11 protein-coding genes are annotated in these 15,397 nt (G+C 43.9%); all 11 read right to left on the reverse strand.

Annotation, left to right across the window (positions count from 1 at the left end; genetic code table 11):
- Window positions 1-7 precede the first annotated feature (7 nt).
- The 11 genes from JMX63_RS03180 to JMX63_RS03230 all read right to left on the reverse strand — a co-directional run bounded on the left by JMX63_RS03180 (window position 8) and on the right by JMX63_RS03230 (window position 15,230).
- Window positions 8-1,534 (reverse strand): bifunctional 2-methylcitrate dehydratase/aconitate hydratase, encoded by a 1,527-nt coding sequence (locus JMX63_RS03180; RefSeq protein WP_201570880.1) that lies wholly within the window; start codon window positions 1,532-1,534, stop codon window positions 8-10.
- A gap of 143 nt (window positions 1,535-1,677) precedes the next feature.
- Window positions 1,678-2,304: a GNAT family N-acetyltransferase gene (locus tag JMX63_RS03185; protein ID WP_201570882.1), complete on the reverse strand. Its 627-nt coding sequence runs from the start codon at window positions 2,302-2,304 to the stop codon at window positions 1,678-1,680.
- Between the two features lie 71 nt (window positions 2,305-2,375).
- Window positions 2,376-4,229 (reverse strand): ABC transporter ATP-binding protein, encoded by a 1,854-nt coding sequence (locus JMX63_RS03190; protein WP_227673219.1) that lies wholly within the window; start codon window positions 4,227-4,229, stop codon window positions 2,376-2,378.
- 38 nt (window positions 4,230-4,267) lie between these two features.
- Entirely contained in the window at window positions 4,268-5,509 is a 1,242-nt protein-coding gene (prpF, locus tag JMX63_RS03195; protein ID WP_201570883.1) for a 2-methylaconitate cis-trans isomerase PrpF, read from the reverse strand.
- A gap of 86 nt (window positions 5,510-5,595) precedes the next feature.
- Window positions 5,596-7,356, reverse strand: a complete 1,761-nt coding sequence (locus tag JMX63_RS03200; RefSeq protein WP_201570884.1) for an ATP-dependent nuclease — start codon at window positions 7,354-7,356, stop codon at window positions 5,596-5,598.
- 92 nt (window positions 7,357-7,448) lie between these two features.
- Window positions 7,449-7,712 (reverse strand): type II toxin-antitoxin system Phd/YefM family antitoxin, encoded by a 264-nt coding sequence (locus JMX63_RS03205; RefSeq protein ID WP_201570885.1) that lies wholly within the window; start codon window positions 7,710-7,712, stop codon window positions 7,449-7,451.
- A gap of 126 nt (window positions 7,713-7,838) precedes the next feature.
- Window positions 7,839-10,472, reverse strand: a complete 2,634-nt coding sequence (gene acnD, locus JMX63_RS03210; RefSeq protein ID WP_201570961.1) for a Fe/S-dependent 2-methylisocitrate dehydratase AcnD — start codon at window positions 10,470-10,472, stop codon at window positions 7,839-7,841.
- 223 nt (window positions 10,473-10,695) lie between these two features.
- Window positions 10,696-11,823 carry a bifunctional 2-methylcitrate synthase/citrate synthase gene (gene prpC, locus JMX63_RS03215; protein ID WP_102090708.1) on the reverse strand — a complete coding sequence of 376 codons (1,128 nt, stop codon included), beginning with the start codon at window positions 11,821-11,823 and terminating at the stop codon, window positions 10,696-10,698.
- 92 nt (window positions 11,824-11,915) lie between these two features.
- The gene (locus JMX63_RS03220; RefSeq protein ID WP_201570886.1) at window positions 11,916-12,572 is read right to left on the reverse strand and encodes a DUF2059 domain-containing protein; all 657 of its coding nucleotides are present in this window, start codon (window positions 12,570-12,572) and stop codon (window positions 11,916-11,918) included.
- A 93-nt stretch (window positions 12,573-12,665) separates the two neighbouring features.
- The gene (gene prpB / locus JMX63_RS03225) at window positions 12,666-13,559 is read right to left on the reverse strand and encodes a methylisocitrate lyase (protein ID WP_165598035.1); all 894 of its coding nucleotides are present in this window, start codon (window positions 13,557-13,559) and stop codon (window positions 12,666-12,668) included.
- 384 nt (window positions 13,560-13,943) lie between these two features.
- Entirely contained in the window at window positions 13,944-15,230 is a 1,287-nt protein-coding gene (locus tag JMX63_RS03230; RefSeq protein ID WP_406947811.1) for an NRAMP family divalent metal transporter, read from the reverse strand.
- Between the last annotated feature and the right edge of the window lie 167 nt (window positions 15,231-15,397).

Below are 15,397 nucleotides of genomic sequence, written 5' to 3' on the forward strand. Positions count from 1 at the left end.
CATAAATCTAATACGCTTCAAACAGCGACATAAACTCATTAACAGGCGTCTGTTCTAGTCTTTCTTGATCGTCGCATAACTCAACGATCTGCTGACAGCGACTTTCGATAAAGCGAGTGACCAGACTGGCGCGGAACTTGGCTTCCAGCACAGGGATACCTTCGGCTCGGCGACGCTTATGGCCAATAGGATACTCTACAGCCACTTTTTCTGTACTGCTGCCATCGTTAAAGAATACTTGAATGGCATTGGCAATAGAGCGCTTGCTTGGGTCATGATAGTCTTTTGAATACTGCGCGTTTTCTTCTACAACCATCTTGCTGCGCAGCTCATCGATTGACAAATGCTGTTCGTGATAGTCATCTTCGTAGTTCTCTGCCATCAGATCGCCTGTCAATAACGGCACAGCCACCATATACTGCAAGCAGTGGTCACGATCGGCCGGATTGGCAAGCGCGCCTTCTTTTGAGATGATGCGAATCGCTGAGTCATGTGTGATTAGAACGATTTTGTCGATATCGTCAATTCTGTCTTCGATGTGTGGGTGCAAAATAACTGCCGCTTCACAAGCGGTCTGAGCATGAAACTCAGCAGGAAAACTTATTTTAAATAAGATATTTTCCATCACGTAACTACCAAAATCTCGCTGGAATTTAAAGCGACGATCGTCTTCAGGCTTCGTGGCTAGGTCCTTATTGGTATGGCTAAATAGCACATCATAGAATCCCCACTGCGGTGCGGTTAATGCGCCAGGAATACCCATTTCACCGCGCGCCGTTATATCTACCAGACGTACCGCACGACTGGTTGCATCACCTGCCGCCCATGATTTTCGGCTGCCAGCATTGGGTGCATGCCGATAGGTGCGCAGTGCCTGACCATCGACGATGGCTTGTGAAATCGCTGCCATGATGCGCTCACGTGGCAGCTGATAAAGTTTTGCGACGACGGCAGTTGATGCTAACTTGACCAAAAATACATGATCGAGCCCCACACGATTGAATGAGTTTTCGAGTGCCAGTATACCTTGAATCTCATGTGCCATGATCATGGCTTCAAGCACTGCTCTCATGGTCAATGGTGCTTGTCCTTGGCTGATATTTTTCTGACTAATATAGTCGGCGACCGCCAAGATACCACCCAAGTTATCAGAAGGATGGCCCCATTCTGCAGCAAGCCACGTATCGTTATAGTCAAGCCAGCGCACCATGCAGCCAATATCAAAAGCGGCTTTGATGGGGTCTAGTCTATAGAAGGTGCCAGGGACGCGAGCGCCATGCGGCGTTATTTGATCGGGGCAATCAGGCCCCAAGTGCTTGGTGCACTCAGGGAAGCGCAGCGCCAATAGACCGCAGCCAAGTGTGTCCATCAGACAGTGGCGTGCAGTATTCCACGCATCAGTAGGGTTTGGGGACTGCTCGTCTATTGAATAGTTGAGAACGTAATCGGCAATTTTTTGAATTTCATCGTCATATTCTGGACGGACGTTACTCTCTACCGTCACATCATTTTTATTTGAATTAGTATTTGACATGGTTGGTTCCTCATCCTGAGTGTGCTACTTCCTTGACTGACTATCTCAGCCATCCTTTTAAAGGGATCATCATTTAAAAGTAGCACACTCAATATGGAACAACCAATTTGAATTATGTTAAGAATTAAGACGTTAGCAGCGATCTAAATCATTAAGTACAACAGACCTAAAACAAACAAAGCGGCCATGATAAACAGCAGGAAACTTAACACTTTGGTCGTGGTTGACGCAGTATCCGTGCTCTCTTTTTTGATTTTATTTTTCTTAGCAACGTATAGCACCATTTTTACATGCTCGATATTGTCCTCGAGGTAGTGCTCGCCTTCAGGCACAAAACCTAGCGACTCGTAAAAGCTAAGTAAGTAAACCTGTGCCGAGATGATAATCGGACGCTTTTTACCGTACTTTTTGCGGCACTGTGTAATAGCCTGATTCATCATCTGCCGTGCTAGGCCATCACCTCTATGCTTCGATAGCACAAGCACTCTACCGATAGCAGGCATCGCAGTGTGGTTGGTCTTAATCGCAGGATCAGCTACTGATAGATTGGATTTTAGCTTATTAAACTCAGGTGGGATAATACGGCAATAGCCCACCAGTGCTGCATTTTGATGAGCGATTAGGTGCAAGCAATCAAAATCCACTTCATCCATATCTTGATAGGCACAGTTTTGTTCGACGACAAACACTTGCGAGCGCGCCTTTAAAATATGATAAAGATCAACTGAGGTCAGCTCGTCAAAGGTTTTTAAAGAAAATTCACAAGTCATAGTGGGCTAGCTTCTGGCAATAGGCAGTAAAAGATTGGCATTATAACGATTTAGGCAGGCATTAACCATTCCTAACCGTTTAGGGTTTGGCTGATTTTGTCTAAGTTTAGGCTATCAGACATAGCGCTAAAGATTTCAAAGTATTTGCCGCGTTGGGCATAAAGTTCCTCATGTGTACCTGTCTCAACCACTTCGCCATTTTCTATCACTACGAGATCGTCGGCATCGATAATTTGAGCGATATTGTGTGAGACCATAATGACGGTACGGTCTTTTTTGATCAGATCAAGGCTTTTTTTGACCTGTTGACTGGCTATAGCATCTAGACTGGCTGTCGGCTCGTCCAAAAATACAATGGGCGGGTCTTTTAAGAACATCCTTGCCAGCGCGATACGCTGCTGTTGACCGCCTGATAATGACTTAGCAGTGCTCTCATAGCCATCAGCTAACCCTATGACCTGCTCGTGGATAGAGGCTTTTTTTGCAGCCACGATGATGTCATCTTCGCTAGCATTCATATCCCCATAACGGATGTTTTCACTGATCGTACCCGAAAAAATATGATTACTCTGTAGTACTAGGCCGATGCGCTGACGCAATTCGTGGGTATCACAGTCAGCCAAATCATGCCCATCTAGACAAATCGTACCAGCGTCTGGCGCGTAAAACTTGACTAATAGATTGATAATCGTGCTCTTGCCAGCGCCAGAAAGGCCAACCAACGCGGTGATACGATTGGGCTTGATAGTAAAGCTGACGTTTTTTAGCGCTTGTGTGCCATTCGGGTAGGTAAAATCAACGTTTTTAAGCTCGATATGGCCTTTGAGGTTTTCGCTACTGATGCCATCGATGTTTTCGACTTGTTTATCGTCTTCTAAAATATCAAAAAACCCTTCGGCATAGGTCAATGCATTATTGATCTGGTCGTAGATGCGGTGCAATTGACGGATAGGGGCGGCAACGTTCTGAAACAGCATGACATGAAAAAGAATCATACCAATGGTCATCTCACCTTGTAGCACAAAATAAGCGGTGAGAAGGATGATAACCACCACCCCAATCTGCTCGATAAAGGTTTTGATGGCATCATAAATAAAGCCAATACTACGAATGCGCAGTTGATTGTCGGTCATTTCCTTTTGAATGGCTAAGTGCTTCTCAGCCTCGATGGACTCACGGACAAAGGATTTCACCACGCTGATTGAATTAATCAAAGAGATCACCAAACCGCTTTTGGCTTCTCGAAACCCGCGCATCTGCCGACGAAAACCTTGCAGACGGCGTGCTTGCTTTTGACTGATAAAAAAGTAAATGGGTATGATAATAAGACCGACCATGCCAACCCAAAAATTGGTCGAAAACATGATAATAAGTGCCACAATTGCATTGGCAAATAGCGGTAGCATGTCGATAAAGAAGTTTTGCACGAGGCTGGTTAAGCTGCTGACCCCATAATCGATACGGGTTTGCAGTTTGCCACTGTCATTCTCACTGCTGGTATAGAACGCCATCCGGTAAGTAAGGATGCGTTCAATGATTTTTTGAGACAGATCACGAGATAAGTTGATACGAATCTTTTCACCAAAAAAACGCTGACCAAAAGAGATAAATATCGACAGGATCTCTTTGGTCAGGAGGACAGCGCTAATAATCCCTAGCATTCGCAGACCTGCCTGCCATGGCTCGGTAAGCGTGGCAATTTCGGTCAACGTATCAACGGTATAACGCAGCACAAACGCATTGACCTGCGCGGTAAAGGAGCCTAGGGCAGTCAGCGCTAAGGTGGCGATGATCAGCAAGCGATAAGGTTTAGCAAATACCGCCAGTTTTTTTAGAATATCCCACAGCAGCGCCCGCCGTTCTTTCTTCTCGACGGGAGGTTTCTTGTCTAACTGTACACGGCGGGATTGGGGAGATGTTGGCATAAAACTCTATCGCAAATTAAAATAAGCCATGGCTACGCTTAAAATGCATCCGCTGGCACGAAAACTTCACCAACCATGATACGCCTTGCTGAACGACTCATCGACACTTTTTTGGCTTGCCAGCGCCCATCGACCTGTTCAGTCTTACCACCGACGAGTAATGTCCCTGATGGATGGCCAAAACGCACTTCTGTAAGCTCGCCAGAACCTGCCGCTTGATTGACGAGCGTGCCTTGTGTGGTTGCGGCAGCGGCAATCGCGACTGCTGCTGTACCCATCATAGCGTGATGCAATTGACCCATACTCATGGCACGTACCACTAAGTCAATCTCGCCTGCATCGACCGACTTACCACTAGAGGCGCTATAGCTCTGTGCTGCACCTACCCAAGCGATTTTAGGAATGTGTTGGCTGGTTTGCGCCTCGCTCACATCTTTAAATAATCCCATCGCCACGCCGCCTGTGGCACGGATTTTTTCAAGCTTGGTAAGTCGCTCACTATCACTATTGATGTCGCCTTGTAGCTCAGTACCCGTAAAGCCCAAATCTTCTGCGTTTATAAAGATGGTTGGGATGCCTGCGCTAATGAAGGTCGCTTTGATGCTATCAGCCTCTAGACCGCAGCCTGATACATCGAAATCATCGACCAAATTGCCCGTCGGGAACATGTCGCTAGTAGCATCTACAGGGTCAATAAACTCAATTTTGACTTCAGCAGCAGGGAAGGTGACACCGTCTAATTCAAAATCGCCCGTCTCTTGAACTTGTACTTTGTCATTTGCGTCTTTATAGACGGGAACATGGGCAATAATCGTTTTACCGATATTTTCTTGCCAAATGCGTACTTCACAAATACCGCTATTTGCATTGTCATCGATGCTGTTAATAATCTTGTCGGCATCGACCAAACCCATATTAATCGCGCAAGCACCAACCGCTGCAGTCAAGTTGCCACAGTTACCCGCCCAATCAATCATAGGCTTAGCGATATTGACTTGTCCGAACAGATAATTCACATCGTGGTCTGGTCTGTCAGAGGCCGATAGAATAACCGTTTTTGATGTACTAGAGCTACCATTGCCCAAACCATCGATTTGCTTGCCGTAAGGATCTGGGCTGCCGATGACCCGTAATAGGAAGTTATCACGTGACTTGCCAGCGACTTGGCAACGCTCAGGTAAATCAGATAATTTAAAGAAAGTGCCTTTTGAGGTACCACCGCGCATATAGGTAGCAGGAACGGATAGTTGTGGGGCGAAAGAGGGTTTTGATTTAGACATTTTTTAAATTCCTGTTTAGTATTTTCAACGAGGTAAAACGATATAAAATATTTTGATCAAAAAAAACAGTGAAACGACTAAAAAATCTAGCTGATACACCAATTAAAGAAGTCTCTAATTTCATCTAAGTCATCAACACAGTTTTCAACACTTTCAGTGGCCAATCTCTGTCTGAATCTTAACCACTCTCCATTATTTTTAGTTTCGAGGCATAAGTGTGGCTCTATAGCTCCTTTAGACCACACCCAAATGGAGTGATTTTTCATATCCTCTCTTATTTTGTCAAGATGAACCGTTGCATCGCTTTCTGCTGCCATTAGTTCATAGATCTGACTGGCCTTAAAGCCATTACCCTTGCATGGTAGCCTACCATTCAAGTGAAAATTATGTGTTGATTGAATTTTTTGTACTATAGTCAGACATTCATCTACAGATGAGTCTGTTATTTGTATTAAACTTTGATCTACTGCACTCGTAAAGGCAAAGTCTAAATCAGCTAGGCCTTTAGTAACAATTCCCATTCTATCGAGTATTTCTATCATTTTTGGAATATTGCCTGTACCGTCTGCAATTACGAGAGCTAGTTTATGCTCTCCTAAAGTTTTACCCATTACTTTATGAAACAATGTTGGTAACACTGTTTTTTCAGTAGCTCCTTCAGCAATTAAAACTTTATCAGAAAATAATATTTGACCAAGGTTATAGGTGTCGAAAAGCAGCCTAGCTTGAGAATCGTTATCAATCAAAATTTGTGAAAGTGCTTCTTTCAACCTTGTTGTTACTACAGTTCCATTACTATGTTTTCGAACAATATTTGTAATTGGTATGTCTGATTGTTCAATCATATATGGTGAATGTGTAGAGAATATAATTTGATAACCTCTATTAGAAAGAGTTTTTAAAGAGGATCTTAGTAGTTCAACTGCTTGTGGGTGTAAAAATAATTCGGGTTCATCAATTAGAAGTATATTTGTCTTTCCTTGCTTAGTAACATCTTTTGTTATTTCTGCTAAGTGTCTAATTAATGTCATTTGGATAGCCCGCTGTGAACCATGCCCCATGTCAATGAAATCCGACTGTCTTACCGTACCAACTTCACTAACTTTAATTGTTCCTTGTTTAAATAAATCTGCAATACTCGGGGTGGGTATATCAATATTTAATGATAACCCTGGAAAGAAATCCGTTATTTTATCGTTGATAGATGCGTCAAAATTGGCTAACTCATCCAGTCTTTCGCTACCATTCAGACTTAATTTTTTACCTACTACTTCAAGAGCGTTATTTATCTCTATTGCTTTAGAATTTATAATTTCTGTTTGTAGGTGAGCAATGAGTTTTCCTATTGTATTACTGGCTTTGAACTTAGAAACGTCTTCTGCCGAATCCTCCATCGAGTTTATGAAAGTTGGCTCAGGGAATAATGTGGTTATTGCTTGTGGTAATCCATTAGGGTTTATCCACACATCAAGCTGTAGTTCTGAAGGTTTCTGTATACCCATCACAACAGAGTTTTTTCCAGTACCAGGTTTCTCTTGAAAGAATCGAACATACAATGAACCTTCTTCAATATGTGGCTCAAGGCTAGTAATCTGTTGTTGGCTTAAATGCTGTAGAGATGTGTTATCGAGACCTTCTAGTAATGCAATAATCTCGATAGGTTTTGTATTATCAAAAAAGCTTGATTCATTTTGACCTTTCCCACGTACTAAAGTATCGACGCATTTTAAAATATTTGATTTACCAGCATTATTATATCCAACCAAAGGCGTATAGTTTTCAAGAGTTATCTTTGTTTCTTGGCAAGATTTATAATTCTTTATGTGTAATTCTTTAATTTTATGCATTACTACTCCAAATTATATTTATCAAACTCAAGTTGACTATCTAAGTCTGAGATAGCTTATCAGAAATCATAATAAAAGAGGTGAGAGCTGATTTAATATGAGGTCTTATCCTTAAGACCACGTACCGTAAATTGACCAGCACGATACTGTTGAATAGACTCAGATAAATGTGAACTATTAGCAGGCGACTTCAATAAATAAAGTGTCTCCATTAAACTATTATAATGAGCAAGCGACATAATGACCGCATCATTACCATTCTGTCGATTTACAAACATCATCTCAGCATTATTATTTACTGTATCTAAGACAGCTTCAAAGTCTCTGTTTTCCTTAGCAAAACTGATAGTTTTCATAGAATCTCTCTTAGTAATAACCTCTATAAAATACCATACAAATATCCATTATTATCAACGAAAAAACCGATGCCATATAAAAAACTATAAAGCATCGGTTCTTATGTTATTCAAATTTTATAGAACCTAAACAATATCTAACGTACCCTCGATAAACTCTTTAGCAAAGCGTTGTAGCATACCGCCAGCATTGTACATTTTAACCTCATCAGCCGTATCTAAGCGGCAGATAATCGGCGTCTCAGTGGTACTACCATCGGCACGATGGATTACTAGAGTCATCAACCCGCCAGCAGAGACTTCACCTGTGACATCAAAGGTTTCCGTACCATCGATATCTAACGTATGGCGAGTCGTACCTTCTTCGAACTGTAAAGGCAGCGCGCCCATGCCAACTAAGTTTTGACGATGAATACGCTCAAAGTCTTCAGCAACGACGGCTTCTACGCCAGCGAGACGCACGCCTTTGGCAGCCCAGTCACGGCTTGACCCTTGACCATAGCCATCACCTGCGATAATGATAAGCGGCTGCTCACGGTTCATGTAGGTTTCAATCGCTTCCCACATGCGCATGACTTGACCTTCTGGTTCGACGCGCGCCAGTGAGCCTTGGACAACTTCGCCATCTTCATCGCGTACCATTTCGTTCAATAGTTTAGGGTTGGCAAAGGTGGCGCGTTGCGCGGTTAAATGGTCGCCGCGATGGGTTGCGTATGAGTTATAGTCCTCAGCAGGCAAGCCCATAGTATCGAGATACTCGCCAGCTGCTGATGAGCCAAGAATGGCGTTTGATGGTGACATATGGTCGGTTGTGATGTTATCACCAAGGACTGCAAGCGGACGTAAACCTGTCAGTTTATTTTTCTTGGCCATTTTGCCTTCCCAGTACGGTGGGCGGCGGATATAAGTGGTCATTTCACGCCAGTCATATAATGGACTTAACGCTTTACCTGTGTCTTTTTTGGCTTCGTCAAACATTGGGATATATACGGCATTGAATTGTTCAGGCTTAACAGCAGCAGCGACGATGGCATCAACCTCGTCATCATCAAACCAAATGTCTTTTAGATAAATATCATTGCCTTGTTGATCTTTACCCAATGAATCTTTTTCGATATCAAAGCGAATATTACCGGCGATGGCATACGCAATAACAAGCGGCGGTGATGCCAAAAATGCTTGCTTAGCATACGGATGGATACGACCATCAAAGTTACGGTTACCAGACAGCACAGCCGTGGTAAATAAATCGTTATCAATGATTTCTTTTTCGATGTCAGGATCGAGCGCACCGCTCATACCGTTACACGTCGTACAAGCGAAACCGACTACATCAAAGCCAATTTCTTGCAATTCTGGCATCAGACCTGCTTCTTCTAAATACATTTTGACGGTTTTTGAGCCGGGTGCTAATGATGATTTCACCCAAGGCTTACGTAACAATCCTTTGGCATTAGCATTACGGGCGACAAGGCCTGCGGCCACCATGTTGCGTGGGTTTGAAGTATTGGTACAGCTGGTAATAGCCGCGATAATAACCGCGCCATCTGGCATCAAACCATCTTTTGGTTCAGGCAGTTTTTCGTCAGCGCCATGAGCGATACCTTTGGCAACCAAGTCGGTAGTCGATACACGGGCATGGGGACGCGACGGGCCTGCCATATTACGACCAACTGATGACAAATCAAACTCAAGTACGCGTGCGTATTCGGCTTTTTCCATGCCGTCAGCCCATAGGCCCGTTTGCTTGGCGTATTGCTCAACCAATTTAATCTGCTCTTCAGAGCGACCAGTCAAACGTAGATAGTCAGTGGTTTGCTCATCAATATAGAACATCGCGGCAGTGGCACCATATTCAGGCGTCATGTTGGAGATAGAAGCGCGGTCACCGACACTTAGCTGGCGTGCACCGTCACCAAAGAATTCGATATAGGTAGAGACCACACCTGCGTCGCGTAAGAACTCAGTCATCGCCAGTACGAGATCCGTACCAGTGATGCCTTTTTGCAATTTGCCTGTTAATTTAACACCAACGTAATCAGGCAGGCGCATATATGAGGGGTTACCTAGCATGACGCTTTCGGCTTCTAGACCGCCAACACCGATTGAGATCACACCTAGTGCATCGACCATCGGCGTGTGGCTATCAGTACCAACTAAGGTGTCGGCAAACGCGACTTCTTCACCGGATTTATTGTGCACGACCTGTACGACAGGTGACATTTTTTCTAGGTTAATCTGATGCATGATTCCGTTACCAGGCGGCACGACGTTTACATTGTCAAAGGCATACTGGCACCAGTTGATGAAGTGAAAACGGTCATCGTTGCGGCGTTCTTCAATCGCACGGTTTTTCTCAAACGCATCGTCTTCAAAGCCTGCGTGCTCAACGGCCAATGAATGGTCAACGATAAGCTGAGTTGGCACGATAGGGTTTACCTTAGACGGATCACCGCCTTGCTCAGCGATAGCATCACGTAGGCCTGCCAAATCAACAAACGCTGTCTGACCCAAGATATCATGACAAACGACGCGGGCAGGGTACCAAGGAAAGTCTAGATCTTGCTTGCCTTCGATGTGCTGCTTTAGCGCATCGGTCAACTCTTCTGGTGGGCAACGGCGTACTAGGTTTTCACACAATACTTTTGAGCAAAATGGTAGCTTGTCATACGCGCCAGCTTCGATGCTCTCGACGGCCTCACGGGTGTCAAAATAATACAAATCAGTACCGGGAAGTGGCTTTTTGAATTGTTCGTTCATTGGTTGTACTAGGGCGTTGTCCATAAGTCACCTTTGGCTGTTGGCTGGTTGGAATGAGGGCTAAAAAAGAATAGTTCTTTTAGCAAAATCATCAAGATAAAAGCAGAGTTTGCTAAAAAAACTTTTAAAGCGTTAGAGGTAAGTATTTGTAGGGTGTGATTCATACATAGTTTTAAAACACGTAAGGAAGACACACCCTGCAAACCATCTATATCAAGAAAAATTAACGCGCACTCATATCTGGTACTGGACGCAACTCTTCACCGGTATATTCTGCACTTGGGCGAATGATACGGTTATTGGCACGTTGTTCAAACACGTGGGCTGCCCAACCAGTCAAGCGTGAGCAGACAAAGATAGGGGTGAACAGTTTGGTTGGGATACCCATAAAGTGATAAGCAGAAGCATGGAAAAAGTCAGCATTACAGAACAGTTTCTTCTCACGCCACATGACTTCTTCACAGCGTACTGATACTGGGTATAGCACTTCATCACCCACGTCAGCGGCCAGTTTCTCAGCCCAGCCTTTAATCACGACGTTACGCGGATCTGACTCGCTATAGATCGCATGACCAAAGCCCATGATTTTGTCTTTACGCGCCAGCATACCCATCATTTCTTCTTCAGCCTCATCAGGTGAACTAAAACCTTCAATCATATCCATCGCTGCTTCATTCGCTCCGCCATGCAATGGACCGCGTAGTGAACCGATGGCACCAGTGATACAAGAATGGATATCAGACAAGGTAGATGCACACACACGAGCGGTAAAGGTCGACGCGTTAAACTCATGCTCTGCATAAAGGATAAGCGAGACGTTCATTACTTTTTCGTGCAGCTCGTTTGGTTTTTCGCCTTTGAGCAAATGTAAGAAATGACCACCAATAGTGGCATCATCTGTATCGGTCTCGATACGTACATTGTCGTGGGTAAAACGATACCAATAATTGATAATCGATGGGAAGGCCGCTAGCATACGGTCAGTTTGATCGTTTTGCTGAGCAAAATCGGTTTCGGTCTCAAGGTTGCCAAGCATAGAGCAGCCAGTACGTAGCACATCCATTGGATGCGCGTCGGCTGGGATACGTTCAAGTACGTCTTTTAATGCTTGTGGTAGGCCGCGTAAGCTTTTGAGTTTGGCTTGATAGGCATCAAGCTCGCTTTGAGTAGGCAAGTTGCCGTATAGCAGCAAATACGCCACTTCTTCAAAAATACATTTATCTGCCAGCTCTGATACATCATAACCGCGATAGGTCAGACCAGAGCCTGATTTGCCAACGGTAGATAGAGAGGTTTTACCAGCGACTTGTCCACGTAGACCTGCGCCTGAAAGTTCTTTTTGTGCTGCCATGTTTACATTCCTTTTGTTGGTAGCTTTTTTGAGTGAAAACGATGTTTCTGATAATAAATTTATTGGTTAATGACTATAGCGCCAGTTTAGCGTTACGCAGGCTGTTCAGGCTGTGGACCGTCAAAATCGACGTTACAACGCTCAAATTCAGCTTCAATGGGGCCATTTAAGACTTCCATTGCGCTGCCTTCGCCTTCTGCATTATTGATCTTCATATACTTGGCACCCAGTGGTGACTCCATAAATGTCTGAATCTCTGTCATTTCTTCTGGAGTAGGTTCAGCCATTGGCGTTGCGACTTCTTCGCCATTCATGACACGCAATTGCTCATTGCCAAAAGCAAGCAGCTTTTTGCCAACGTCTGACGTATAAAAGTCATCTAACTCTTTTAACTCTGCATCGGTAAACTGACTCTTATAAAAACGATCGACTTCCGCTTTACCCAAATCTTTGTCGCGTGACTCGAGGCAGCTGACTTGCTCTTCACTGAGCGCGCCGCTATTGATAATTGGTGCAAACAATAGGCTGTTGACGGTATCTAACGTAATCGTCGTCATGATCAAGTCATTTTGAGCATCAGTCTCTGATGGCGCAGTTTCGCTTTCGCTAACAACAGTCTCGCTCGTATCATTGGTAGTATCGTCGACGTTTTCTGGTGTTTTATCACAGCCCGTCATGAATAACAGCGCCGCAAGCGTGCTACTAAGTAGTGAGGATTTGACAACCGTATGAGCAGTAAAAAATGGCATAAATAACCTAAAGATAAATAAAGACGGATTTTGAAACGATAAAGCACACAGAGATGGTTTATCGTTTCGGCGTTGCTAATTGGCAGTTATTAACTACTTATTATCAGCAAATAGCTTGTCTAGTGTCTGCTCAAACTCATGATAGTTCAAGAAATCATAGAGCTCCATGCGAGTCTGCATGGTATCGACGACTTTGTCTTGTGTGCCATCATCTAATAAGTGCTGATAAACGTTCAATGCCGCTTTGTTCATAGCGCGGAAGGCAGATAGTGGATATAGCACCATCTCTACACCCACACTATACAACTGGTCAGTGGTATATAGATCTGTCTGACCAAACTCTGTCATGTTTGCCAGTACTGGAATGTCGAGTACATCGGTGAACTTACGATACATTTCGATATCGGTTAGCGCTTCTGCAAAAATCATATCTGCGCCCGCTTCTTGAAAGGCAACGGCGCGCTCGACAGCAGCGTCCAAACCTTCTACTGATAGGGCGTCTGTACGAGCCATCACTACAAAGTCAGGGTCAGTCTTTGCGTCCAATGCCGCTTTTAGACGGTCGACCATCTCTGAGATACTAACGATTTCTTTATTAGGGCGATGACCACAACGTTTTTGTGCCACTTGGTCTTCGATATGTACCGCCGCGACGCCTGCTTTTTCCATCTTTCTGATGGTTTGAGCGATGTTAAACGCGCCACCAAAGCCAGTATCGATATCAACCAATAGCGGTGTGTCAACGGCATCGGTAATACGGCGAGCATCTTCTAGTACGTTATCAAGGCTGGTCATACCGAGATCAGGCAAGCCAAATGAGGCATTGGCCACGCCAGCACCAGAGAGGTACAACGCTTGATGACCAACTTGGGTCGCCATCATCGCTGTATAGGCATTGATAGCGCCTGCAATCTGTAATGGTTGGTTGTTATCATTTTTTTGAACGAGGGCATTGCGAAAGCGCGCGCCTGCTGAAGATGAAGTCATATGATTGTCCTTGCATAGAGGGAAAATATTCTAATTGTTGTAGCTGATTATACTCAATTATTCATGCCTGAAAAGTTTGAGTTCTTAATTAATATTTAGTTTCAATAATAATTAAATGTAGTATTTATAATAGTATTCATAATTAAAATAGCATTATGCAGTTATTGGTAATTTCCTATGATAAGTATTCATATTACTTAAAATTGCAGCTTCTAGAACGTTATGGTTTTTACATTTAGTTACAATTACTAAGTTTGCTATTTCATGACTATTGTTTCATTAATTTAACGACACCTATCAAAAAGCCCCAACAGCTAGGCTATTAGGGCTTATGTTTCGCTTAAATAAGATTGTTAAGTGCTGAGTCTTATATTAAGCAAAAGCTTAAGCAAATAGACCTGCAAGATTGGCCAAGAACAATAATGCGAAGCCTGCCAAGAATATTAGACCCGCGATAGACAGAGCATTCATACCTGCTGACAGTTTCTTATGCTTTTTAACCAATGAGTAGTTTAACCAACCAAAAATAGGCGCAGAGACGAACGCCGATATCATGGCAAACTTAAGCATAGCGCCTAGTTGTCCTGTGAAGAAAGTGATAATTACTAGACCACCACCGATAGCATAGGTCGTCCAAAAAGCGATCTGCTTTTTATTGATTTCGCTTTCACCTTTTAGCAGGCGCCAGCATTCAGCATTAGCGCGTCCATAGCCATCAGCACAGGTAATGGTTGTGCCGAACATACACATAAAGGCGACGAAAGCGACCAGCAATCTCGACCATTCACCAATGGTTGCGGTATACATATTGATTAACTGGTTGATATAAGCACCGCCGACCAACTCAATCTCTTGTCCTGATCCGTACTGGACAAACACACCTAACGATAAGAAGAACAACGCCAATATCGCTGATACTGCATAGCCAACGTTAAAATCTAACAAGCCTTGGCTATGCGTGGTGTGATCCGCTTTGACTTTGGCAGAGGTCCACATAGAGGTAATTGCAGCAAACTCAAGCGGTGCTGGCATCCAGCCCATGAGTGCTACGATAAAGCCCAACGTGGCTAAATTCCAAGGAGAGGCCGCCACAAAATCTACTGCCATAACGGTTGGCTTGCCAGCAGCAATGATAACTGCAGCAACGGTTGCCGTGGTAAGCGCAATCATAATCCACTTAGTCACACCATCGAGCAACTTATAATGCCCTGCAATCAAAAAGAACCAAGAGACTGCGACGATAATGAGAGATAACGCCATTGTCGACAGACCAAGTGAGGCTGGCAACATAAAGCCCAAAATTACGGCAGCAATAAGTGAAACCGCACCCGTACTGATAACCGCTGACAAGATAGAAAGAATAAAATATACCCAGAGGTATACCTTTGAGCGTTTGGCATAGCCTGCAATCAAACTCTCGCCAGTATCGTAGACGTAGTCAGTTGCAAAGCGAAAAAACGGATACTTAAACACGTTAGCCAATACAATCATAATGGCCAGTTGCCAGCCATAGATAGCACCGGCCTGTGTTGACGAAATCAAATGCGAACCACCAATGGCAGCAGTTGCCATCAAAATGCCTGGGCCAAAGATGCGCCAGCTAAAGCCCTCTTGTTGCGAGGCAACGCTATCGTCAGGGGCACTTGGGTTGTTGAGTTGTTGTGTGGACATGAATACCTCGAAATGGTTTAAACAGCAAATTATCACTTACCTGTGTCAGCTTGCCAATGATCATGAAAGAACGTCCTATAAACCGTCTAAATATAAAACGATTTACATCGTATCGACTTTATCACACCAACACTGTCTAGGAGAATGATTATTCTAGTTATTATTAC

The sequence above is a fragment of the Psychrobacter nivimaris genome (assembly GCF_904846365.1).
In the GTDB taxonomy this organism is placed as follows: domain Bacteria; phylum Pseudomonadota; class Gammaproteobacteria; order Pseudomonadales; family Moraxellaceae; genus Psychrobacter; species Psychrobacter nivimaris_B.

What these genes read in the sequence shown, in the direction of transcription:
- JMX63_RS03220 (WP_201570886.1), bottom strand. Translation starts at nt 12,572, where the DNA reads ATGCCATTTTTTACTGCTCATACGGTTGTCAAATCCTCACTACTTAGT.
- acnD (WP_201570961.1), bottom strand. Translation starts at nt 10,472, where the DNA reads ATGAACGAACAATTCAAAAAGCCACTTCCCGGTACTGATTTGTATTAT.
- JMX63_RS03230 (WP_406947811.1), bottom strand. Translation starts at nt 15,230, where the DNA reads ATGTCCACACAACAACTCAACAACCCAAGTGCCCCTGACGATAGCGTT.
- JMX63_RS03185 (WP_201570882.1), bottom strand. Translation starts at nt 2,304, where the DNA reads ATGACTTGTGAATTTTCTTTAAAAACCTTTGACGAGCTGACCTCAGTT.
- prpB (WP_165598035.1), bottom strand. Translation starts at nt 13,559, where the DNA reads ATGACTTCATCTTCAGCAGGCGCGCGCTTTCGCAATGCCCTCGTTCAA.
- JMX63_RS03200 (WP_201570884.1), bottom strand. Translation starts at nt 7,356, where the DNA reads ATGCATAAAATTAAAGAATTACACATAAAGAATTATAAATCTTGCCAA.
- JMX63_RS03190 (WP_227673219.1), bottom strand. Translation starts at nt 4,229, where the DNA reads ATGCCAACATCTCCCCAATCCCGCCGTGTACAGTTAGACAAGAAACCT.
- JMX63_RS03180 (WP_201570880.1), bottom strand. Translation starts at nt 1,534, where the DNA reads ATGTCAAATACTAATTCAAATAAAAATGATGTGACGGTAGAGAGTAAC.
- prpF (WP_201570883.1), bottom strand. Translation starts at nt 5,509, where the DNA reads ATGTCTAAATCAAAACCCTCTTTCGCCCCACAACTATCCGTTCCTGCT.
- prpC (WP_102090708.1), bottom strand. Translation starts at nt 11,823, where the DNA reads ATGGCAGCACAAAAAGAACTTTCAGGCGCAGGTCTACGTGGACAAGTC.
- JMX63_RS03205 (WP_201570885.1), bottom strand. Translation starts at nt 7,712, where the DNA reads ATGAAAACTATCAGTTTTGCTAAGGAAAACAGAGACTTTGAAGCTGTC.